This is a genomic window from Chryseobacterium populi, from assembly GCF_000282115.1.
Lineage (GTDB): Bacteria > Bacteroidota > Bacteroidia > Flavobacteriales > Weeksellaceae > Chryseobacterium > Chryseobacterium populi.
Map to the genome: position 1 here is coordinate 1 of NZ_AKJY01000091.1, position 21,604 is coordinate 21,604.

Sequence of the window (21,604 nt, forward strand, 5' to 3'; positions counted from 1 at the left end):
GGCAAAACTACTGGCGGTCTTCAACGGAAAAGTCTGGAGCTTCTGGAGGCCTTAAAATGGATAATAGCTTAAAAAAAGATATGACTTAGCTTTTAATTATTTTTCAAAATAAGACAGGCTAAAGTTGTAATCTGTAAAAATAAATAAAAACACAAGTTCAATATAACAACACCATCAGAAATGATAATTCAATAGCATTATTCAGCAAAGCCAGGCAAAATAAACTACTTTTTCAGCTAATGATGGTCTTACCCCCAACTAAGTTTTTCCAATTAGTTGGGGGCTTTTTAAAAAATCTCTTAAAAAGAAAATATATGACAGGGACTAATTTTAAAGAAATCCATATAGGAAAACTTATTAAAGAAAGAACATTAGAATTAGATCTGGAAACATCCAGAATCTGTAATTTTTTTCATACAGACAAAAAAGAAATTGAGAAAATGTACATGGTGGAAAGTATCGATACTAAAACCCTTCTCAGATGGTGCAAATTATTAGAATATGATTTTTTCAGAATATATTCCCAACATTTAATCTTATATGCCCCGCCTTCAAATCCTGATCAGCAGAGTAAAAAAAGAGAGAAATCCAACCTTCCTCAATTCAGAAAAAACATTTACACTGTTGAGATCATTAATTTTATTTTAGAGCTTGTAGAAACAGGAAAGAAAACGAAACAAGAGGTGATTCAGGAATACAGGATACCTAAAACGACACTCTATAAATGGATCCATAAATATAAAAAATAAAGAATAAATGCTCAATACCCTTAATATAAATAATAAAAAATCTGTTTTCATCCATATTTTTCACTGGCCTTTCGTTTTATTTTTACTTACCCTATTTTTTTATTTCAGATCAGATTGGTTATTTACTGTCAGTTTAATTTTGTTTTTTATAGTGACAGCCATAAGATTGCTTACCGCAAGATATCTGAACATAAAAATTTCAGACACCTGGATCAGTGTAAAAGAAATTTATATTCTGAGAAGCAGGAAACCTCTTCATTATTTAAGTCTTCCCCCTTATCATATTATTCATTTTTCAATGAATAATAAAAAGAACGAAGACCTGATCTTTTTTATAAAAATTCAAGGTAAATCTAAGACCATCGGATTTCCGGTAAAACATTTCAGCAGGTATGAAAAATTAATGATAAGAACAACTCTGGAGGAAGTTATTAAAAAGTAAATCACATAAAAAAATATGGAAATAGTAAAGCCTGATTATAAAAAGATATATGAGGATATTTTAAAGTTAAAGCATCCTGATAAAATTAAAGATTGTAAATCGTTACTGTCTAAATCTAAACTTTCGGCAAAAGATGTTGTCCGGATAAATGATATTATCTTTTCAAAAAGCGATAAAATGACTTTATTCTTAAATCAAAGGCATCGGTCTTATGATAAATCCGCTATTTTGGAAATATTGGATTATCAAAAAAAGTATAAGCTCAATAATTCCCAACTAGCCAACCACTTCAGGCTCAGCAGGAACAGCATTACCAAATGGAAGAAAATATTTTTAGTATAATAGCTTTATTTCAGTTGGCTGCAATTAGGTTTTTAAAAAGGATCATATCTAAACCGGCAGGTATGAATACCTTAAACTATCCGTAAAATTAAGTACATCCTGTCAAGGAATCCTATATGGCAGCTCTTATCATTTAGAAGACTCTCGCACTATCTGGCCTTTTGAGACTGCCTCCTTATTTTTATAATGTAACTAGGCTGTTTTGAAATTATAAAACATTTTTATAAAAAAACAAAAATTACTTTAACTTTGCTGCTGAAAATAACAGGCATCCATCACAAAATTTTAGGGATGGATGTTATATCGTTTTAAAACTAATACCAGGCAGACTTAAATAATCAGAAAATCAATTTAGCGGATAAACAAATATGAAATATAAATTCTTAAATTTTAAGTTGAGGAAGATTGTCCATTATTCACTGATCTTGTGTGTTCTATTGATACAGGTGATTATAGCAATATTTTTTTATAACGAATTTGTCAATGGAAAGAAGCTGAAGTTTATCAAAAACCAACTGGAAGAAAGCAGAGCATTGGGGGGGCTCACTGATAATTCAAGGAAAGATTTTGTAGATGCACAGAATTATCTTCAGAAATATATGATAAGTGAAGATGATAAAGACCTTGCCCTCTACTTTCAATCCCTTAGAAAACTTAAAGATAATTTTGATAAAATAAGCCGGTACGAAAATATAAATCCAAGACTGAAAAATAATATAGAGTCCCATAGAAAAGATGCATTCAAAACGGCAAGATTTAAAACGTTAATAGACTCCGTATACCGGTATTCTCTGAACCCGCCAGCAAAAATACAGGACAAGGAATATGAGCCGGAAAAATTTAAAAATAATTTTGATAACCTGAATATACAAACCCATACCTTTTCTGATACTATTAAAAAGAAAGGCCTTATGGGGCGTTTAAAAGATGCCATATCCGGTAAAGTGAATGTACAGAAAGAAAGTACCGTTATTACTTTAACCAATAATAAAACGGCAGATCTTTCCAATGCTAAAGCTGAAATGAATAAAGCGATAAAATCGATGGATAAGCATTATGCAACTGAAGTAAAGAAATTTCAGATATATGCGGCCCAGAACCAGCAGGAAAACATTAAGTTTTACAATAGCTTCAGCAAACTACTGATTTATGGCAACGGGCTGATAGGAGTATATGAAAATGCTATTGAAGCCTTTCAGTCAGAATTAGAAAAAGAATACAACAAGCAAAGCTCAATTAATAATCAAATCAGGACGTATCTGGTACTTGGATTAATGATCTTAATGTTCATCGTATCCATCCTGATCATGTATTTCACAAGGGTTGCCTTTATTTATGAACGGAAACTGAATGCTGCCAATGATGAAATTAAAAAGAACCTTAATTTCAAAAACAGAATCCTGGGAATGCTGAGCCATGAATTGAGATCACCTTTAAAAATCATCAACATTTTTATTGATAAGATCAACCGGACGACAAAGGATGATACCATAAAAGATTATCTTAAATCGATAAAATTTACCAACAGTACATTACTGATACAATCTAACCAGATCCTGGAATACACGAAAAACCAGGATGCAGATAAAAAACTCGTCAATACAGTTTTCAACCTTAAAGATGAAATCAGTTCTATCGTAACGGCCATTACACCTTATATAGAAACAAGGAAAAATAAATTTGTGGTCACAGACGGAATCCCTGTTGGCGTAGTGGTGAATACAGACAATATAAAAATCAACCAGCTATTTATGAATATCCTGGGGAATGCCAATAAGTTTACGGAAAACGGGCAGATTGATCTTGCCATGACCACAGAAATGATAGGTGATAACAAAATCTCCCTGGCTGTAATCATAAACGATACAGGGATCGGAATATCGGAATCTGATGTAGGGAAAATTTTCGAGCCCTATTATCAGGGAATGATATCTGACGAAATTGACAATCTTGGTGCAGGTTTAGGATTAAGCTTGTGTAAAGAAATCGTAGAACTTTTCAACGGCGAGATCTCGGTCTCAAGTAAACTGTATAAAGGAACACAGGTATCATTCAGGATCAATTTAAATATCAGTACTAATGACGGAGCTACCCATTGAAAATAAAAAGATCGTATTTCTTTTAGCAGACGATCACAGTATTGTGCGGCAAGGCATGGAGATCATTATCAGTGATCTTGTTCCGGATGCTACCATTTATCATACCTCATCTTTACAGCAGATTGCAGAGATGGTGGAATCAAAAGGAATAGAAATGGCTGTCATTGATGCGCATTTCCCGGATGGAAACAGCCTTAGCATTATATCACAGGTCAAAAGTGTGAATCCTGATATTAAAATCCTCATTTTCACGGGGCTTGAAGAAGAGCTGTATGCCCTTAAATTTATTAAAGCCGGCGCCAATGGGTACCTGAGTAAATTGAGTGAAGAAGAAGAGGTAAGAGAGGCAGTCTTGCATTTTATACAGAAAGGGGAATATTTTTCTACTGTTTCCCGGGACTTAATGGTGCAGCTGATACACAATCCGGATTTAATCAATCCTCTGAGCCGTTTGACTAAAAGAGAGCTGCAAATTGCAGAGATGTACGCCGACGGATATGGAAACCTTGAAATTGCCAATCACCTGGATATAAAGCAGAATACCGTAAGCACCATTAAAAAAAATATTTTTGATAAACTAAAAATTGAAAACCTTGTTGAGCTGATTGAGCTCATCAAAACACATCATAAAATGTAGGATTTCTAAAGCCTGCTCTTCATTTCTTTTTATCAAAGCTGCTTTTGCTGATAAATATCTATGCTCTTATCGATATATATCTATGCCCTTTGTCAGTGATTTTATCTAGCAATGTTGTTTCTTTGTCATAGAAAAATTACAACGGAAACCAATCCAGATTAAAATGTTTTAATGGTATTGCAAACGAGTATATGATTCTAAAAATGCAAATGATGAAAATTATATAAATGTGTATGCATGGCTTTTAACCGACTTCTTAAAACTAAAAAACACAAATACAATATAAAGAAGTAAAATAGGTTTTTAGGCTATTTTGTACAGAAAAAAGGAGGCTGTCTCAAGTGAGACAGCTTTTTTTTATAATAATTCAAATAAAAAGACTTTAAGCATCAGGTTTAAAGTCTTTTTTTATCCGTACCTGTAGTTTTACCTTCCCGAATGTCTTATTGACCTTACAAAGTGTCCGGTTGAAATATATTATGAGTGCCCGGCTTAGCTGTACACTTTAAGTTTGCATCATAATCATACAAAAATAAACTACAATGAAAGCAATCAGAAAAATGTCAGCTACAAGTGTATTATGTTTAACGCTTTTTACGGCAGTTACCATGTCTTGCAGAGAAGAAAGCGAGAACACTCCCGTTCAGGAGGCACCCGCAGCAACGCATCAAACTGCCAAAACACAATTTATCAATGTGAAAGGAACTTCATTTGCCTACCGTGTTCTTGGAAAAGAAGGCGGTATTCCTTTGGTATTGCTACCGGGATTAGGTGGCTCAATGGATGATTGGGACCCTGCGGTTACCGATGGGCTGGCTAAAAAATACAAAGTGATCATCTTCGACAATAAAGGAGTGGCTGCATCCAAAGGTACTACTCCCAATACCGTACAGGCAATGGCCGATGATGCCATAGATTTTATAGAAGCCCTGCATCTGAATAAAGTGAATATCATGGGCTTTTCTATGGGTGGTTTTGTGGCACAAAGAGTGGTTTTAACCAAGCCTTCCCTGATCAATAAAGTGATCTTAACAGGTACGGGGCCAATGGGAGCCATCGGATTATCCAATCTGCCGAACATCATTGCAGGCACAGCAGGATTAAGCGCTGAAGAATCTTTCCTGAAATTCGGGTTTACATCATCTGCGGAGAGTATTGCAGCCGGAAAGGCTTCGTATGCGAGAATCCAGCTTCGTACGGTAGACAGGGATCTTCCGCTTAGCGATGCTACATCAGCTTCACAGTTTACAGCGGTTTTAAGCTGGGCACAGCCTGATACCAATGCCCTTACGGAAATAAATAAAATTAAAAACCCTGTTCTTATCGTACATGGTGAGAATGATCTTCCGGTATCGGTACAGAATGCACAGAATATGAAACAGAATTTAGATCATGCCGAGCTTTTGATCTTCCCGGATTCCGGGCATGCCTCTTTCTTCCAGAATCATGATGCATTTGTAGCGAAGGCGGTAGCGTTTCTGAATGAATAGGTATTGTATTTTGTCTCATTCATGATCTGAATCATGATGCTGTAAAAATGTGGTAATAATAGATTGTACTGAATAAAGGTACAGATCTTAGCCCTCCTTTTTTGGAGGGTTTTTTAAATATTAGTAATGCTTTGCAAGGGGAATGAAAAGATTTTTATTCTCTTTGTGTGAATTCCGATCACGTAAATAGAATTTAAGATAATTTATAGAAAATATAAAAAAAATGTAGGATTCCGTAATTTATGTTAGTTTTTATTTGTTATTTTAATATTGTTTTATTGTTCTGTTGAATTAAATAAAAAGTAATAACCATGAAAAAAATATCATTAAATAATATAATCCTATTCAGACAAAAATTAGATAAAAACCGGAAAGCATTTTTATCTAGTTTAAGGCGAAAAGACGAAATTAAATCGGAAGGTGGAGGAAATTATTGGGTAAGAAGTTTAAGTGCATTAAGTAATGGGTTTAAGTTAAAAGATAATCAACCTTTAAAAGAAAAAATTTCTGAAATACTAGAGCTTTTTACTCCTGCTTTAACTAAACAAATAAAAGAAATGTATCAAAGAAATCTTGATATCCTCCATAACTATGAAGACTTTGATTTCTCAGAATGGTTACCCGAAAATTCAAAAATTTTATCTAAGACGAATAAAAAATCAATTATTTATATCAATACTATCCCAGTTCAAATTACACCTAGCCAAATATATTCTTTTGAAAAAAACGGAAATATATATGTTGGAGCAATCTGGTTTGTTGCTAAATTAAAGGGCTATAAAATTGAGGAATTAGGAATGTTTGCTGAGGCCCTTTATATATATCTTTCTAATAATTTTGATCAGGAATTCGAATTAAGCGCTGAAAATTGTCTTATAGTAGATGTTCTTGGTAAAAAAGAAGTAAATTATCAAATGCTAATTGATGAAGAGATACCCTCAATTTTTAATACCACCTTGGAATTGATAAAAAACACTCACTAATATCTAAAAATTTTAATAGTAATAGTGTTCTTACTGGCAGAAAACCTATTTTTGTTTATATTTGTAAAAAGACACGACCACCACTATGGAAAAGCTAAGAAGTTTAAGAAAGCAAAGGGGGTATACCCAGGAATATATGTCAAAAATTTTGTCAACGGATGTTTCCAACTACTCCCGTAAGGAGAGTGGCGATGTAAGGATATTTGATGACGAGTGGGAAAAGCTGGCTGCGGCATTAGATGTTCCCGTAGAGGAAATTAAAGAAGAAAGACCAAATAGCGTCACACAAAATAATGAAAACTTGACTTTTAACGATACCAGCTCTTTTCACCAATCGGGTATTTATAATTGTAATATTCCTAATTATATCCTAGAAAACCAGCAGGATTACATCAATCTCTTAAAAGAGCAGATTGAGATATTAAAAAAGAATCAGAAATAAGCTCTGAAAAAAATATAATAAATGCCGTCTCTCACCAGACGGTATTTTTATGGTGTATAGCTAACCCCCAATCTTCTTAAAAATCAATGAAATTTCCCTCCGGAAAGGTAATCTTAGGTTCACAACCTCAATCGTAAGGTCCTGTGTATATCAGTTGGGGTTGCAAACTGCGGATTGAGGTTAACAGACCTGAAAATTGAGGTTCTAAACCCCATTACAGGAGTCCTGAACCTTAACGGAATGGTACATAACCCCAGGATTACCGTTTCACATTCCAACGAAGCAGTTCAGAACCCCCACGGAATAGTTCAGCACTCCAAAATTACGGTCCGGTACTCTTCCGGAGGATTGTAATACCCCAACGGAATGATCTGTAATCCTTTTTTTGCGGTTTAAAACCCTGAGGGAAGAGTTTATGACCTCAAAACAATATTCCGGAACCTCAAAATATGAGTCTGTAGCTTTTCAGAACCCATAAAAAAGTCCGGAATATATTTTCCGGACTTCGTTATTAAATTCTTAAATACGTTTTTTATTTAGCCGAGGGCGGTGGGGTATTACCGGTTTTGGGTAGCTTTTCAAAAAACTGTTTCAGTTCGTTCTGTTTTACTTCAAACCCCGGAGAAGCTGTACCTGCTTTATAGACTGTAAAAGCATAATCGGTAAGAGCGGCCTGGTAGTTGTCATAATCATGCAGTATTTTTGCATTTTTCAGCCTTGTGACTAGGCTTTCCAATCTTGCAATATAGCTTTCATAGTTTTGGCGGGAGGTGAGGTCTCTTTCAAACTCTGCCCAGTCTATTTCCGTAGCGCTCAGGGTAGGCTGGCTTTTCCGGTAATCAGATACCTTATTAACGAGCAGTTTGTTTTGCTCATTGATGCTGCCGTATTTCCGGCGGTCTTCCGGGGTAAGGTTAGTAGTAATTGATGCCAGAGCATTTTCTAATGCTGTAATGGCTGCCTGTGCTGCTGTTACCTGCGCAGCGGTGAGGTGCGTGTTGTTGAGGTTGCTGAGTGCCATAATTTTTGTGTTTTTTTGTTAGTATTTTATTTTTACATCACACTCAAATATAAAATAAATCAACTTAATAGTGATATATTTTTTAATATTTCGTTATAAAAATTTAATCTCTTTCTATTCTTAAAAATATGGCTTCACTGAGACAATATTTTTTTGTTACGTCAAGTTTTGGCGTTGTCAAAGAATACTTTTGCTATACCAAACAATAGATCTCTTGCAAGGATTTGTAAAACAAATATTAAAATTTAACACCAACCAAAATGATTTACACAGAAGATTTTTTTGCAGCAGGAAGTTCATTTCCTAATGATGATTTAGTACAGCTGGTAGACAGCTACACGCTTGAAAATGTAAATTTTAAAAAGACTACAGTATGGCATGACGGTTCGGCGATGACGCCTGCATCTGCTGACGGTATTGTATACAGACAAAAAGGGAGCGTATATTATGTAGATGTAGACTGGCTTTCTAACCGTACCGTATATGTAAAAAGATTCGGTGCAAAAGGAGACGGGGTTACCAATGATGCCCCTGCCATCAGAAGGATGATCAAATTTCTTCCTGCCAGCGATTTTATCATAATATTTGAAAATGCTACCTATCTGCAGGGTGATGGTACTTACGAAGAATATCCTCTGGATATTGACGGGAAATATTCAGGTTCGGAAGACATCGGAATACCCATTTTCTTTAGTTTTGAAAACAAATCAGATTTTATTATTTATGGAAACGGAGCGCTTATAAAAGCTCACCCCAATAATGCACCTATCATTAATGCCCGAGGGTTTGAATTTATAAGATGTAATAATTTCAGGGTACAGGATCTTAATTATGACGGTTCAAAAAATACAAGAACTCCCAATGGAGGTGATGCTTCTAAGTATAATAATCAATCGGGTTTTAAAGTAAGTTCAAGTAAAAAATGGGAAATTGTAGGCTGCCGTTCAGATAATACCTGTATGGATGGCTTTATCATTACTTCTGATGACATATTTGATAAGGTTCATCCAGCTAATAACTGGAATGAAGACGGACTATTGAAGAATTGCCATGCTGATAACAGCTACAGACAAGGGTGTTCCATTGTCAACAGCAAAAGAATGAAAGTGATAGGCGGCACATATACCAACTCCGGGAAAACCTACGGAACACTTCCTAAAGCCGGAATTGATATTGAAGAAGGTGAGCCAAACCCATATGGCTTCGGAAGAGGAAGCAGCGATGCAGTGGTAGAAGGCGTTCTATTTGCTGGCAATCTGGGAGACGGGCTCGCTTTGCATTTCGGAACCCATGATGCTACAGTGACCAACTGTGTTTTTCACAATAATCCGTTTTTTGTGGCTCCGGACATAGATGGGCTAAGCTGTAATAATACCATTTATAATAATAATTTCCATGATTCAAACGTCAGATTATTGGGTGGTGGTGAGCATTTTTATGGAAACAGGATTTATTTATCACCTACCTATCCGTTTAATTTCATTTTAGAAAACCATTATCCGCATTATCTTAATAAAAAATGCCGTGAGACCCTTGTTTATGATAACTATATTCAGCGTGATGCAGGCACCGGATCTATCGGTGATGTAACGGGTGCTGTTATCATCGGTAACTATAAAAACGGGGTTAGGTTTTTCAAAAACACCTTTATCAATCTTGCATCAAAAGCCAACTTCCTGTATATGTATGGTTCTGAGGACAGAAGCGTGGAATTCTATGATAATGTATTTCATAATACAGAAACGTTCAATACCAATACAGCATTAAACCCAGCCAATATCTACTATACCAATGCTGAAGTATTCTTAAAGAAAGCTTATAATAACAAAATAGAAATTCCGGGAATGACGCCTATGGTTTCTGTAGCTGAAAGAACAAAAGGAGATAAACTGGTTAAAAGTTTCAAGCTGGAAAGAATTCCTTCCGGAAAGTTTGTAGATATTAGTTTCGATAATATTACTTCTGCCTTTGAAGCCAGAGATCTTTATTTAAAAGTGACTACCAGTGGCTATTGGTTTGAAAATGATTCTACCCAGCAGAAAAGCGAAATCATGTCACTTTCAGATGTAAAACCTGTTACTTATACCGGAACATTGGATGAATTCAAGAAACTGCCTGTATCTACGGGGCTCTATATCAAAAATAATAAAGCTACCATTACCTTTGCGCAAAGTAGCTCCGATGCTTCCAGTAATACATTATGGAATTTAGATGTTGTTGTTGAGGTGCTTGGAAGGTATACAGATGATTTTTCAATCATTTTGTCAGATTATTATAATACCAACAGCCAGCCTATGATTGTTAATTTACCCATCACAAAATCTGTAACACAAGCCAATTCGTCTGCGGCAGATGTTGCATCGCTCCGTACAGATTTCAATAATCTGTTATCAAAGTTAAAGAGTGCAGGAATTATGCAGAATTAAAATAAAAAATCCCGGTCGAGTTGGCCGGGATATTTTTTATAGTACAACTTCCTCAAAAATCAAAAGGCATTTCCGGATTCCTAAGTTCCGGAAGAATAAAGCAAAAAGAAATTGGAAAATTATTATTTTTGCTGAAATCTGCCGGAAAAATGAAGAACGTAATAAGCTGGATATTGCTTTTATTTCTTAGCATTTTACTTCTGAATAACTGTTTTACCAGTAAAGTTCAGAAAAATATTGCCCAAAAAACATCTTTTATTGCCAGGCTACGGGAATTATACTCTTCCGGAGATTCTTCAAAATGGCCGGTGCCCTTATTGGATAACGAAGCCGAACCTTATTTTTCTGAGATCGGGCACTTACCGGAAGTTCAGTTTCCGGAAGATAATCCATATTCTGTTGAGAAAGTATTTTTAGGCAAGACCCTTTTTTTTGACCCGCGTCTTTCAGGCTCCGACCAGATAGCATGTGCTTCCTGCCATGATCCTGAACTCAGCTGGACAGACCACAGGGCTTTATCCTACGGCCATGACAGGCAGCTTGGCACCAGGAATGCAATGACGATTCTGAATGTTGCCTATACAGGCTCTCTGTTTTGGGAAGGGCGGGCAAAATCTTTGGAAGAGCAAACCCAGATGCCGATTCAGGATAAAAAAGAAATGAACGGGCATATTGAGATAGCTGCCGGTAAAATTGCTAAAATAAAAGGTTATGAGCCTTTATTCGAGAGAGCTTTTGGAAATAAAACCGTGACAAAAGAAAGAATTGCCCAGGCCATTGCTACTTTTGAAAGAACCGTAAAGAGTGCCCCGAGTAAATTTGATGAGTTCATAGACGGTAAAAGAGACCTCTATACCGATGATGAGGTGATGGGGCTTCATCTTTTCCGTACCAAAGCAAACTGTATCAGCTGTCATAATTCCGGGTATTTTTCCAATAACCGGTTTGAAAATATCGGAACCTCTTTATTAAGCTCGAAAGAAGAAGATCTTGGAAGATACCTGGTGACAAAAAATCCGGAGGATGTCGGGAAATTCCGGGTTCCCAGTTTAAGGGAAGCCGCCAGAACAGGCCCGTGGATGCACAACGGATCCATGGTGACTCTTAGCGAAATTATCCAACTGTACAACAAAGGAAATCCCGAACCTTATCAAAATAAGTCTGCAATTTATAATGGAATTCCATTGGCTTCCCATAAATCTGAAATCCTGAGGCTATTGGACTTGACAGATGAAGAAGTCTTCCAGATCGAAGCTTTCCTGGGGACATTATCAACAAGGCCACGGAGAATTATTCCTCCTGATTTACCTCATTAGAAATTGATCAAATGGCGTCTGAGATTTGTGGCATAATAATAGGTTGATTTTAAGTTATTAACCAAAACCAATCACACAATGAAATCAGAAGAGCAATTACCAAAAAGTTTAAGAGGGCAAACTGTAGTCATTACCGGTGGAAGTAGTGGCGTAGGAAGGGCAACAGCCGAAGCATTTGCATTGGAAGGCTGTAATATTATCGTTGCAGCAAGAGGAAAGGACGGATTGGATGAAACGGTAAGTTTATGCAGGGATTTAGGTGTTGTTGCAATAGGTGTGCCCACAGATGTGTCCGTAGCTGAACAGGTGGATCATCTTGCCAAAACGGCACTGCAGTTTAACGGCAGGATTGATATCTGGGTAAATAATGCCGGAGTAATGGCAAGCGGTAAATTTGAAGAAATTCCGATGGAGCTTAATGAGCAGGTAATCAAGACCAATTTATTCGGGTATATGCATGGTGCTTATAGTGTGCTTCCTATTTTTAAAAAGCAGAAAGACGGTATCCTTATCAATAATATTTCTATCGGCGGATTTATACCGGCACCTTACAGCGCAGCCTATTCATCGGCGAAATTTGGAATCCGCGGAATGATGGAGTGTCTTCAGGGCGAGATTTCTGATTTCCCCGGAGTGCATATCTGTAATCTATATCCACAGATCCAGAGATCTACGGGCAATATGCATTCTGCAAAATATTCGGGGTTGGATTTTAAAATTCCTCCATTTGCTGCAGATCCAAGGGATACGGCTGCAAAAATAGTTGAACTGGCAAAAAATCCTCAAAAAGGTATGTTTCCGGATATTACTTCACGGGTGATTAAGAATGTATATGGTTTATTCCCCAGATCTATAATGAATGTAGCTTCTGCAGGGATGCGTATGGTGATGAAAATCAAAAATGCACCTTCTGATGCGGGCAATATTTTTGAGGCTTCTTCAGAACCCCATCGGATTTATGGCGAAACGATACTTCCGGTTCCTTCAAGAAAAATGAGATTAGCGATCCTTGCCGGGCTTGGCCTGGGAGTAGCTTATATGATCTGGAATACAAGATCTGCAGACAGAAAGCATTGCTAAAAAACAGAAAATACTAAATTTAAAAGGCATTCAGGCTGAAATTTGTTTATGAAAATTGTAAAAATTAAGTAAATTGTGCAGAAGAATATCCAGTACATGATTTTACGGAAAATTACAATAGCTGTTTTTATGGTTTTTAGTATTACAGGCATTGCGCAGAGCACTAAGAAACAGATGTCGAAACTTATTCAGGATGAATTTCAGTTTGCAGATAAGCAGTATCGGTATTTAATCAAAAATATTCCGCAGGATAAAATGCCCCAATCTTACAATATTTCTGCAGGAAAAGTCATCAGCAGAGAAATTACATGGTGGTGTTCCGGTTTTTACCCGGGATCGTTGTGGATGATCTATGAGCAGATCAAAGATCCGGAAATCAGGAAAGAAGCGGAAAGAACCCTTGCACTCATTGAACCGAATAAAACATTTACAAGAGACCATGACCTGGGTTTTATGATGCTCAGCAGTTTCGGAAATGCTTATAGAATTACAAAAGATCCCAAATACAAAGATATTATCCTGACATCGGCAGGATCTCTTTCCACAAGGTTCTGTCCGGGGATGCAGGCTATTTTGTCGTGGGGTAAAATGGCAGATTTTAAAGGTCCTGTGATTATTGACAATATGATGAATCTTGAAATGCTGAATTGGGCATCCCAGAACGGAGGTGATAAAAAATACCAGGAAATAGCCATTGCCCATGCCAATACCACGATGAAAAATCATTTCCGCGCCGATTACAGTTCTTACCATGTAATCGATTATAATATTAACACGGGTGAAGTATTAGGTAAGAAAACTTTTCAGGGGTATTCCGATTCTTCGGCTTGGGCGAGAGGGCAGGGGTGGGCTTTATACGGTTATACCATGATGTACAGGTTTACTAAAGATCAGAAATACCTGGATCAGGCAAGGAATATTGCCGGGTTTATTCTGAATAATCCGGCTTTACCGGAAGATAAAATTCCGTATTGGGATTTTAATGATCCTAAAATTCCTGAAGTTCCCCGTGATGCTTCTGCCGCTGCTATTATGGCTTCTGCATTCCTGGAGCTGGGACAATATACCAAAGCAAAGGAAAAACAGCGTTATATTGATACTGCCCGTCAGATACTGATAAGCTTGTCAGGAGAAAAGTATCAGTCAGAGCCGGGGGAAAACGGTGGTTTTCTTTTAAAACACAGCACGGGAGGGTTGCCTCTTAATTCAGAGATTGATGTTCCGTTGATTTATGCAGATTATTATTTTCTGGAAGCTTTGAAAAGGTATAAAGACTGGTATTTATTGTAATGAAGAGAATGTGAAAGAACTTTGTGATCAGTGCCCACAAAAATTAAGTATTCCTTAGACATAATCAGGTAAACAAAATTAGCCCAGATGCAATGACTGGTTATTTTATAATCCTTATTAATGAAAACCGGGAATTAGTATACCCCGGTTTATCCATTAATCATTATTTAATCTGTTAAAATATCTGCCGGCTTATAATTTAAAACCTCTGATCTGGTAATTAGCATGGGTTTTATCGCCACCCAGCAGCTTTCCCAAATATGAATTAATGACATAAAGGTTTCCATTATCTGCAGCAAATGCGGTAGTGGGAAATTCGTTTTTACCGATGCTGACTTCTTTGATTTTGCTTGCCGATGCCCAGCCGTTATTCGAGCTGATCAGGTGTATTTTGCCATCACCAAGCCCATTTTCCACCACTGCCAGATTATTATTGCTCCATTCAAGCCCATCCGGAGTTTTAATCGTATTACCAATACCTGTAATTTCAGAAACGGCAGCATCGGCAACCTTCACTTTGAAAAGTTTTTCACCTTGTGTATGGGCTACAACAAAATATCCATCATTGTGATATACAATACCATTAAGTCCGAAAGAGCCAGCCGGAGCGCTAAACGAAGCATGATCGGCAAAAATAGAGGTATTATAGTCTTTATTAATTTTATAAATAACAGGCGAAAAAGAATCTGTGATATAAATATTGCCATTGTTATCCATTGCAATATCATTTGGAAATACACCACCAGTTGTAACAAGTGGTTTGAGGTCTATCCCTTTGATAAGGGCTCCTGTCTTAGAATTATAGATGCCTGTGTAGGCTATTTGGCCGGCAGTGCTTCCATTGTTTCCACTTTTTTCAGAAGCACCGGCATCACCACTTACTACGATAATCCGGTCGTTGATTTCATCAGTATATGTTCCTAATGCTGCAACAATATTGGGGTCATTAATGAATGGGGTGAAGTTTTTACCATCGGAGCTTAATGTGTAGACTGTTCCTTTATTGAAAGAAGCAATTACAAAACGGTTGTTATCCGTATCAAAATCAATTCCTTCAGGATAGATACCTGTTGCTGTAAAACTGTAATTTTCCAGAAGGGAAGTTTTTTGTGGCTCTGTTTTATCTTCGCTGCATGCTGTAAAGCTTAGAATTGCAAATGCTAATAATAAACCGGATAAATTGAATTTATTCATTGTGCTTTTTATGTTTATATTAAATTGTTTGTTAATCTTATAATTTAATGCGGTAAATAAAATAGGGTGGTTTTCCGGCATCGGGTTCCCCTGAAAATGCGGTTGTAGTATTGAGCTGGTTTACGGATATATAGAGATAGCCGTCTTCAGAGAGAGCTATATTATCCGGCCATTTTAACCTGGAGTCTTTTATAAAGCTGCTCAGCTTTCCGTTAGCGTCTAATTTACTGATGCTATGTCCGCCGAGGTTTGTGATATAATGATTACCTTTTGTATCAGTAGCTACACCGTCACTTACCGGTTTTTCACTGAATTTTACAATGGAATTACCAATTACAGTATCATCTGCATTCTCCCGGAAAAGTTTTGCCGGAACCTGATACCATGTTGTCCCGTTCATCGCTCCAAAGAAAATTGTTTCCCTGTCATTGGAAAGGGTTATAGGATTTATCCCTACACGCGCCGGCTTACCTCCGAAATCGGTTACCCGGCCATCAATTATCATATCCACATCTTCAGCCTGGAGGCTTGGATGCCCGCTGAATCTTCTTGATTTTTTTGTTTTAAGATTCAATGCTATAATACCCGGGTTGCTGATATCTGCCAGATAGGCCCAACCTCTGTCTTCATCAATGGCCACATCCTGAATAAAACTTCCCTTGGGAGCTATCTCTTGGGTAAATTCAATCTTTTCCAATAATTTATTTTTTTTCAGGTCAAAACTCCATAAACGGGTTTTTCCCAATTCCAATCCCATATCAATCATCCATAAACGGTTTTTTTTGTCTACGATTATCCCTAGTGGGGTATCAAAGGTTAAATCACCCAATGTATTTTTATTTTTCTGAAATGAGGCAGAAGGAAAAGGAACTGCCTTTCCGTTTACTATTTCTACAAGTTGCTGATTCGGATTTCCCAATGGATGGATAGTGGCAAATACTCTTCCGTCTTTACTTACGGCTACATTTCCGGGCCTCATATCATCGAATTGTGCGACGACTTCCAATACTTTTTTTTCTTGTGGAATATAAGTTGCCGTATTATCTACCCAGTCTTTACGAACCGGGGCAAAAAAGTCCAGATCTTCAGTACCGTCTTCCAGACAGAAAAATTCATGGGGTGTATTGGCCGGAATAATAAGTATACCACCTGCTTTTACAATATGGTCTTTATTATTAATGACCACTCTCACACTACCTTTTGTGATATAGGTTACCTGTTCATTGGGATGCTGATGTTGAGGAACGTGTGCTCCTTTTTCCATCTTCCAGTGGGCAAATGTACTTTCGCTGCCCGTAACCCATTTACGCTGCAAGCCCTTGTCGACCTGTTCCCAGATTCCTTTATTAAAATAGGTGTGCAATACTTTTTGCTGTGCGGTCACATGAGTTGTTGAAAATGTTCCTGCTATAGCCAGAAAAATAATTGATATATTGTATTTCATAATATTGGGGTTTAATATTGGGATTTTGTTCCGGTAGGTTTCCATTCTCGTTGGTAACCCTGATTATTGTCAGGTAAAACAACTTCGTAAGCATTCTTTTCATCCAGCTCTACGGTGATTGAGGTATTGTAAAGGTCGCCTTCAATTAAATGCCCTCCCAATGTTTTATCATCTGACAAAAAATGGAAATGAAATGGTGAAAGATCCAATCCATTAAGATATGGCGGTGTATAGAAGCCTATCATGGTCCCTTTTACGTTTTGTTTTTTATATAGAGGCCGGGCTTTCATCAGTTCAGCGATTCCAATAGTGTCTTTTTCATTTACTTTTATTGCACCACCTAAAGTAACATTCCGGTACGCGGTTTTAATCTTGAAAGCATAAAAACGGTTTTTTGATGGTAGTTTTTTCAGCAAAGCTTCTTGAAAATCTGTAAAACTTCTGATGTTTTCCAGTACAATTGTTTTATCTGTTTTGAAAAAAGTAAATGAAGCAAAAGGAATATTTCTGCGGTTATCTGCCTGTTCGACAGAACCGTCTGTTGCAATACGGTAAATAATGCCGTTTAAAGCGATGAGTTCACCATCCAGTAAATGATAAGTTCCCAAACCGAAATTACCTTTATTCTTTAAATCCTTGACCGTTATATTACCTGTATAAACCCCATTGCGCATAGCATCTATTGATGAATAATGGAAAATTTTATCAATATCCTGCTGGGATTTTAAAATTAAAGGACTTAAGAGGGAGAGTGTAATTAATAATGTTGCATTCATAATTATGTCTTTTTTTGATGAGGTAAAATTATACAGTATTATTTGTTATTATTAGTATAATATTGCTATATTTGGGTATAAATTTGCCAGATTGATTAGTCGTTATGAAAAATAATTTCTTACATGAGCCTTACAGTATTCATTTTGAAACTCTGGATGTTTTTCCTGAAATGCAGGGCAGAAAAAATTTTTTTGAATTGGTATTTATTTTAACAGGTACAGGGCAGCATTGTATCAACCAGCATAGTTTTTCTTATTATCAAAATCATATGTTTTTACTGACCCCTCAGGATTGCAGTAAGTTTTCCATAGATGAGACAACCCGGTTTTTCTTTTTACGGTTTAGCAATATTTACTTAAAAAATAATGGGATCTCTAAAGAGAATATCCAGCGACTGGAATTTATTTTGCAAAATGCCAATCATCGGCCAGGCTGTATTTTGAAAAACCAGAGTGATAAAGCACTGGTACGCCCTGTCATAGAGGCTCTTATCCGCGAAGCAGTAAACAAGGATATTTATCACAGTGAAATTACAGAGCAATTAATTAATACCCTGATTGTAGTAGTAGCTCGGAATATTGCAAAATACCTTCCACAAAAAATAGACGAGACTTCTGATGAACGTATTATTGATATTCTTAATTATATACAGTCAAATATTTATGAACCTGAGAGAATAAGAACAGAAAGTATCTGTAAAGAATTCGGTATTTCCGGAAATTATCTTGGGAAATATTTTAAAAAACACAGTGGCGAAACCCTACAATCTTATATCAACAATTATAAAATTACTTTAATTGAGCACAGGCTAAAGTACAGTGACCGGCGTATCACTGAAATTGCCAGTGAGCTTGGATTCACGGATGAAAGCCATTTGAATAAATTTTTCAAAGCCCAAAGAGGTAAAAGCCCCAAAACATTCAGAATGGAATTTGCAGGACAATAGAAATCTGTTTACAGTAAGATATTAAACATTCTCTTTTCAATCTGTGATAAGTTTGTAAATTTCTTTATTGATGATCTTTCAGCTCCTGTAAAATCTTATTTATGTAGCGGATGCGAGAAAATTTTGATACTGTATTTTATTGGTATTAAGGTTTCTATCCGTATATATCTCATCAAAATATTTACTGAGTGAGATTACTTTCTCCATATTAACCGGATTTATATAGCGCAGGAACATCTGTTCGGTACTGTGGCCCGTAGCCTCCATTAAAAGCGGAGTAGGGATCTTTCCATAGAAATTGGTTGCAAAACTTCTTCTTCCGATATGACTGGAAAGTACTTTCCATTTTTCTGTTTCTACATTCCTGGATCTGAATCCGAATCGTTTTTTAGCTCTGATAATTTCATTCAGCTTAGACATCCTGGCAATTTCTTTGATATGCCTATTATAATCCTGCATGCCCATCAGGTCTGGAAACTGGTTATTATTATTTTTCAAAATATTGACGACTACAGGATGCAGCGGAAGTAGTATCTGTTTCTGTGTTTTTTGCTGGGTAAACCTGATGCAGACCCTGCCGTCTACCTTTAATAATTGATGGGTTGAAAAGTGCATGAAATCTGAGAATCTCTGACCGGTATAGCAACTGATCATCAACCAGTCTTTGGCAGCCTGTAAATTTGCCGGAACCTTTGTTGTTTTTATTTGCAGCAATTCTTTTTCATTCAGGGTAATGATGTCTTTATCTTGTTTTTCTCTTTTTATTTCCAGCTCTCTTACACTTGTCCGGATGCCCTTTCTTTCAGCAAAGTTTAATATGGTTTTTACAAAATGTATTGTTCTGTAGATGGTATTATCACTGTATTGTTCTTCTTTACCAAACAGAATGAAATCTTTGATGAACGTTGAATTTAATGTATCTAGGTATAAACGGCTCATGATATAGGCTTCAAACCTCCGTAAAAGATTAAAAAAGACTTTATAACGCTTGAACGTAGATTTGCAGATCATATTTTCTTTTGTGGAAATGTAAAGCTGCATGAAATAGAGTAATGAATTTTCCAAAAAAGTTTTTTCCCCTTCATTGCTTATCTGCTTTACTTTCCGGGACAAGAGTCTCTGGCTGATGGGTTTCCCAAGCTCAATCTTTTTTTCAGCATATTCTTTTAATTCAAGCTTAAGATGGTTCATCTTTTCATACAGGCGTTTGTGTTTTTTCAGATAAATGTTTTGTGGCCTGCCTTTTTGATCATCCCACTCATTTTCATCAATCCTGAAGGGGGTCTGAAATTGAAAATTAATATCCTTGGAAGAATCGGAGATTTTAAGAGAAATACCTTTAAACCTATCATTGGCTGTAAGAAAAAACTGAAATGTCATTTTTGATAATTTAATGAGTTAATTATCAGCGCAATTTAATGAAAAAAGTAGTCCTACTTAGACTACTTTATGAACACAAATATACCTAATTTTTCATAGACAGCAAATATATTAAAGTGTTGTTAATTAAAATTATAGGAAATAAAATGATATTAAGAAATCTTTAATGAAAATGAAGTGATGTTTACTCCTTTCAGTAATACTTCAGATGCTTAGCGCTGGCTGCTAGCATAATATTTTCAAAGATAGTCTAAGTAGGACTATACTTAAATATTTACTTATTAATGATGAATAATATAATGAAAAATTACTTTCTTTTAATATTTTGTAGTGTATTTTTATTAAGTGTTGCATATAAAATGACCCAATTCCCCGGGGTTAATTTAAAGGAAGAGCAGGCCTTTGCAGCCAGGAAAGAGATCTTTGCAGGCTTACCTCAGCCTGAGGTACATAACCGTCATTCTGCTACAGAAAATAAAACAACCGAAATTCCGGCTCCCGATTCCAGAGACCATGTGTATGAATCAAAGATAAACATGTACGTCCCGGCTTTATTGATGATAGGCTTGGTCCTTATTCTTTATTTCTCAAAAACCGGAACTTCTTTTAAATCCAGATCCTAAAAACTTTAACCAAGAAACCATAACTTATGAGAAGAGAATTTATACTGAACAACAGGTATTATACAAGAGTGTTCCTGGCGGTGATGCTACCCCTCTTAATACTGGATATCCTGTTGATGATAGGCTGCCTTCTGCTGTCTTTTAAAGGAAGCAACCTGATTTTGATCGTAACCTTTATTGCCCTGTTTGTTTTATTGATCGTACTATTCGGGATGCGGTGCCTTGAGTTTGAAAGCACGGGAATGGTGATAAGCGTAAGGTCTTATCATCCTTTCACTATTGGCTGGACCCGGCCTGTTATTGAGTTTCCGGCATATCTGCTTAATGATTTTTCGGTCAGGAACCGTTATCTGTACTTAAAACTAAAAAAAGACGATAACCGGTTTGTTGAAACCAAAGTAAGGCTTGACGGTTTAACCCGGAATCAGATAGAGAAACTACAGAAAGTCCTTAGAGAAACCATTGAATATTGTTAAAAGACAGATATGAAAATTAATTTTAAGGATATTCATATCGGGAACCTGATTTATACCCGTGTTGAGGAGAATGGAACGGATATGAAAAAAATATGCGGTTTTATGAAATGTTCTGAAGATGATATAAAAAGGATGTACAAATCAAATCATATTCAGACTGACGTTTTATTAAGATGGTGTAAACTTCTGGAATATGACTTTTTCAGATTTTTTTCACAACATCTGATATTGTATGCGCCACCGGGAAATACAAACTATAACAAAGAAAGTACAACTGCATTGCCCCAGTTCCGGAAAAACCTTTATACCGTAGAAGTGATCAGGTTTATTTTGGAGAGCATCGAAAGTGGGGAAAAAACAAAGCTTCAGATAGTCACTGAATATAAAATTCCCAAATCTACATTACACAGATGGATCACCAAATATAAAGATGAAATTTAAAAATCA

At 36.3% G+C, this 21,604-nt stretch carries 22 protein-coding genes; 17 read left to right on the plus strand and 5 right to left on the minus strand.

Translation table 11 applies throughout. From position 1 onward, the window contains the following. Nucleotides 1–314: 314 nt before the first annotated feature. From PMI13_RS17335 to PMI13_RS17375, 9 genes are all read left to right on the plus strand, one after another. The gene (locus tag PMI13_RS17335; RefSeq protein ID WP_007846176.1) at nt 315–749 is read left to right on the plus strand and encodes a hypothetical protein; all 435 of its coding nucleotides are present in this window, start codon (nt 315–317) and stop codon (nt 747–749) included. A gap of 151 nt (nt 750–900) precedes the next feature. Further along, a complete protein-coding gene (locus tag PMI13_RS17340) occupies nt 901–1,191 on the plus strand; it encodes a hypothetical protein (protein WP_156104417.1) in 291 nt (96 codons plus the stop codon). Nucleotides 1,192–1,206: 15 nt separating this feature from the next. Beyond that, on the plus strand, nt 1,207–1,533 hold the full coding sequence (locus PMI13_RS17345; RefSeq protein ID WP_007846179.1) for a hypothetical protein: 327 nt from the start codon (nt 1,207–1,209) through the stop codon (nt 1,531–1,533). Nucleotides 1,534–1,901: 368 nt separating this feature from the next. After that, nucleotides 1,902–3,632: a sensor histidine kinase gene (locus PMI13_RS17350; protein WP_007846180.1), complete on the plus strand. Its 1,731-nt coding sequence runs from the start codon at nt 1,902–1,904 to the stop codon at nt 3,630–3,632. After that, the gene (locus PMI13_RS17355) at nt 3,613–4,269 is read left to right on the plus strand and encodes a LuxR C-terminal-related transcriptional regulator (protein WP_007846181.1); all 657 of its coding nucleotides are present in this window, start codon (nt 3,613–3,615) and stop codon (nt 4,267–4,269) included. The genes PMI13_RS17350 and PMI13_RS17355 overlap by 20 nt, the downstream gene beginning before the upstream one ends. Nucleotides 4,270–4,811: 542 nt before the next feature. Beyond that, on the plus strand, nt 4,812–5,759 hold the full coding sequence (locus PMI13_RS17360) for an alpha/beta fold hydrolase (protein ID WP_007846182.1): 948 nt from the start codon (nt 4,812–4,814) through the stop codon (nt 5,757–5,759). A gap of 311 nt (nt 5,760–6,070) precedes the next feature. Beyond that, nucleotides 6,071–6,742, plus strand: coding sequence for a hypothetical protein (locus PMI13_RS17365; RefSeq protein ID WP_007846189.1), 672 nt, complete (start codon nt 6,071–6,073; stop codon nt 6,740–6,742). An 85-nt stretch (nt 6,743–6,827) separates the two neighbouring features. Then, a complete protein-coding gene (locus PMI13_RS17370) occupies nt 6,828–7,184 on the plus strand; it encodes a helix-turn-helix domain-containing protein (protein WP_007846191.1) in 357 nt (118 codons plus the stop codon). 174 nt (nt 7,185–7,358) lie between these two features. Then, nucleotides 7,359–7,538, plus strand: coding sequence for a hypothetical protein (locus tag PMI13_RS17375; RefSeq protein WP_039889787.1), 180 nt, complete (start codon nt 7,359–7,361; stop codon nt 7,536–7,538). 178 nt (nt 7,539–7,716) lie between these two features. Here the strand turns inward: PMI13_RS17375 and PMI13_RS17380 are convergent, their stop codons facing one another. Then, nucleotides 7,717–8,205 (minus strand): hypothetical protein, encoded by a 489-nt coding sequence (locus tag PMI13_RS17380; protein ID WP_007846193.1) that lies wholly within the window; start codon nt 8,203–8,205, stop codon nt 7,717–7,719. Between the two features lie 260 nt (nt 8,206–8,465). On the opposite strand from PMI13_RS17380, the gene PMI13_RS17385 reads away from it, so the two are divergent. From PMI13_RS17385 to PMI13_RS17400, 4 genes are all read left to right on the plus strand, one after another. Next, nucleotides 8,466–10,631, plus strand: coding sequence for a right-handed parallel beta-helix repeat-containing protein (locus PMI13_RS17385; protein ID WP_007846195.1), 2,166 nt, complete (start codon nt 8,466–8,468; stop codon nt 10,629–10,631). Between the two features lie 149 nt (nt 10,632–10,780). Further along, nucleotides 10,781–11,947 carry a cytochrome-c peroxidase gene (locus PMI13_RS17390; RefSeq protein ID WP_034669574.1) on the plus strand — a complete coding sequence of 389 codons (1,167 nt, stop codon included), beginning with the start codon at nt 10,781–10,783 and terminating at the stop codon, nt 11,945–11,947. Between the two features lie 78 nt (nt 11,948–12,025). After that, entirely contained in the window at nt 12,026–13,027 is a 1,002-nt protein-coding gene (locus PMI13_RS17395) for an SDR family oxidoreductase (RefSeq protein WP_007846200.1), read from the plus strand. A 75-nt stretch (nt 13,028–13,102) separates the two neighbouring features. Continuing rightward, nucleotides 13,103–14,317 (plus strand): glycoside hydrolase family 88 protein, encoded by a 1,215-nt coding sequence (locus tag PMI13_RS17400; protein ID WP_238536330.1) that lies wholly within the window; start codon nt 13,103–13,105, stop codon nt 14,315–14,317. 192 nt (nt 14,318–14,509) lie between these two features. On the opposite strand, the gene PMI13_RS17405 is transcribed toward PMI13_RS17400, so the two are convergent. Genes PMI13_RS17405 through PMI13_RS17415 form a run of 3 tightly spaced genes read right to left on the minus strand, consistent with a single transcriptional unit; the run spans nt 14,510 to nt 17,731 of the window. Next, complete coding sequence (locus PMI13_RS17405; protein WP_007846204.1) at nt 14,510–15,511, minus strand: hypothetical protein; 1,002 nt, start codon at nt 15,509–15,511, stop codon at nt 14,510–14,512. Nucleotides 15,512–15,548: 37 nt separating this feature from the next. After that, a complete protein-coding gene (locus tag PMI13_RS17410) occupies nt 15,549–16,955 on the minus strand; it encodes an L-dopachrome tautomerase-related protein (protein WP_007846205.1) in 1,407 nt (468 codons plus the stop codon). Between the two features lie 11 nt (nt 16,956–16,966). After that, complete coding sequence (locus tag PMI13_RS17415; protein ID WP_007846206.1) at nt 16,967–17,731, minus strand: acetolactate decarboxylase; 765 nt, start codon at nt 17,729–17,731, stop codon at nt 16,967–16,969. Between the two features lie 104 nt (nt 17,732–17,835). Between PMI13_RS17415 and PMI13_RS17420 the strand changes: the two genes are divergently transcribed. After that, complete coding sequence (locus tag PMI13_RS17420; protein ID WP_007846207.1) at nt 17,836–18,678, plus strand: AraC family transcriptional regulator; 843 nt, start codon at nt 17,836–17,838, stop codon at nt 18,676–18,678. Nucleotides 18,679–18,777: 99 nt separating this feature from the next. Here PMI13_RS17420 and PMI13_RS17425 read toward each other — a convergent pair whose 3' ends face one another. Then, a complete protein-coding gene (locus tag PMI13_RS17425; protein WP_007846208.1) occupies nt 18,778–20,058 on the minus strand; it encodes a phage integrase SAM-like domain-containing protein in 1,281 nt (426 codons plus the stop codon). Between the two features lie 359 nt (nt 20,059–20,417). Between PMI13_RS17425 and PMI13_RS17430 the strand changes: the two genes are divergently transcribed. Genes PMI13_RS17430 through PMI13_RS17440 form a run of 3 tightly spaced genes read left to right on the plus strand, consistent with a single transcriptional unit; the run spans nt 20,418 to nt 21,598 of the window. Beyond that, nucleotides 20,418–20,681, plus strand: a complete 264-nt coding sequence (locus PMI13_RS17430; RefSeq protein WP_034669551.1) for a hypothetical protein — start codon at nt 20,418–20,420, stop codon at nt 20,679–20,681. Between the two features lie 26 nt (nt 20,682–20,707). Beyond that, nucleotides 20,708–21,157: a hypothetical protein gene (locus PMI13_RS17435; protein WP_007846211.1), complete on the plus strand. Its 450-nt coding sequence runs from the start codon at nt 20,708–20,710 to the stop codon at nt 21,155–21,157. A 9-nt stretch (nt 21,158–21,166) separates the two neighbouring features. After that, nucleotides 21,167–21,598: a hypothetical protein gene (locus tag PMI13_RS17440; protein WP_007846215.1), complete on the plus strand. Its 432-nt coding sequence runs from the start codon at nt 21,167–21,169 to the stop codon at nt 21,596–21,598. Nucleotides 21,599–21,604 lie beyond the last annotated feature (6 nt).

What these genes read in the sequence shown, in the direction of transcription:
- PMI13_RS17335 (WP_007846176.1), top strand. Translation starts at nt 315, where the DNA reads ATGACAGGGACTAATTTTAAAGAAATCCATATAGGAAAACTTATTAAA.
- PMI13_RS17345 (WP_007846179.1), top strand. Translation starts at nt 1,207, where the DNA reads ATGGAAATAGTAAAGCCTGATTATAAAAAGATATATGAGGATATTTTA.
- PMI13_RS17350 (WP_007846180.1), top strand. Translation starts at nt 1,902, where the DNA reads ATGAAATATAAATTCTTAAATTTTAAGTTGAGGAAGATTGTCCATTAT.
- PMI13_RS17355 (WP_007846181.1), top strand. Translation starts at nt 3,613, where the DNA reads ATGACGGAGCTACCCATTGAAAATAAAAAGATCGTATTTCTTTTAGCA.
- PMI13_RS17360 (WP_007846182.1), top strand. Translation starts at nt 4,812, where the DNA reads ATGAAAGCAATCAGAAAAATGTCAGCTACAAGTGTATTATGTTTAACG.
- PMI13_RS17365 (WP_007846189.1), top strand. Translation starts at nt 6,071, where the DNA reads ATGAAAAAAATATCATTAAATAATATAATCCTATTCAGACAAAAATTA.
- PMI13_RS17370 (WP_007846191.1), top strand. Translation starts at nt 6,828, where the DNA reads ATGGAAAAGCTAAGAAGTTTAAGAAAGCAAAGGGGGTATACCCAGGAA.
- PMI13_RS17380 (WP_007846193.1), bottom strand. Translation starts at nt 8,205, where the DNA reads ATGGCACTCAGCAACCTCAACAACACGCACCTCACCGCTGCGCAGGTA.
- PMI13_RS17385 (WP_007846195.1), top strand. Translation starts at nt 8,466, where the DNA reads ATGATTTACACAGAAGATTTTTTTGCAGCAGGAAGTTCATTTCCTAAT.
- PMI13_RS17390 (WP_034669574.1), top strand. Translation starts at nt 10,781, where the DNA reads ATGAAGAACGTAATAAGCTGGATATTGCTTTTATTTCTTAGCATTTTA.
- PMI13_RS17395 (WP_007846200.1), top strand. Translation starts at nt 12,026, where the DNA reads ATGAAATCAGAAGAGCAATTACCAAAAAGTTTAAGAGGGCAAACTGTA.
- PMI13_RS17405 (WP_007846204.1), bottom strand. Translation starts at nt 15,511, where the DNA reads ATGAATAAATTCAATTTATCCGGTTTATTATTAGCATTTGCAATTCTA.
- PMI13_RS17410 (WP_007846205.1), bottom strand. Translation starts at nt 16,955, where the DNA reads ATGAAATACAATATATCAATTATTTTTCTGGCTATAGCAGGAACATTT.
- PMI13_RS17415 (WP_007846206.1), bottom strand. Translation starts at nt 17,731, where the DNA reads ATGAATGCAACATTATTAATTACACTCTCCCTCTTAAGTCCTTTAATT.
- PMI13_RS17420 (WP_007846207.1), top strand. Translation starts at nt 17,836, where the DNA reads ATGAAAAATAATTTCTTACATGAGCCTTACAGTATTCATTTTGAAACT.
- PMI13_RS17425 (WP_007846208.1), bottom strand. Translation starts at nt 20,058, where the DNA reads ATGACATTTCAGTTTTTTCTTACAGCCAATGATAGGTTTAAAGGTATT.
- PMI13_RS17430 (WP_034669551.1), top strand. Translation starts at nt 20,418, where the DNA reads ATGACCCAATTCCCCGGGGTTAATTTAAAGGAAGAGCAGGCCTTTGCA.
- PMI13_RS17435 (WP_007846211.1), top strand. Translation starts at nt 20,708, where the DNA reads ATGAGAAGAGAATTTATACTGAACAACAGGTATTATACAAGAGTGTTC.
- PMI13_RS17440 (WP_007846215.1), top strand. Translation starts at nt 21,167, where the DNA reads ATGAAAATTAATTTTAAGGATATTCATATCGGGAACCTGATTTATACC.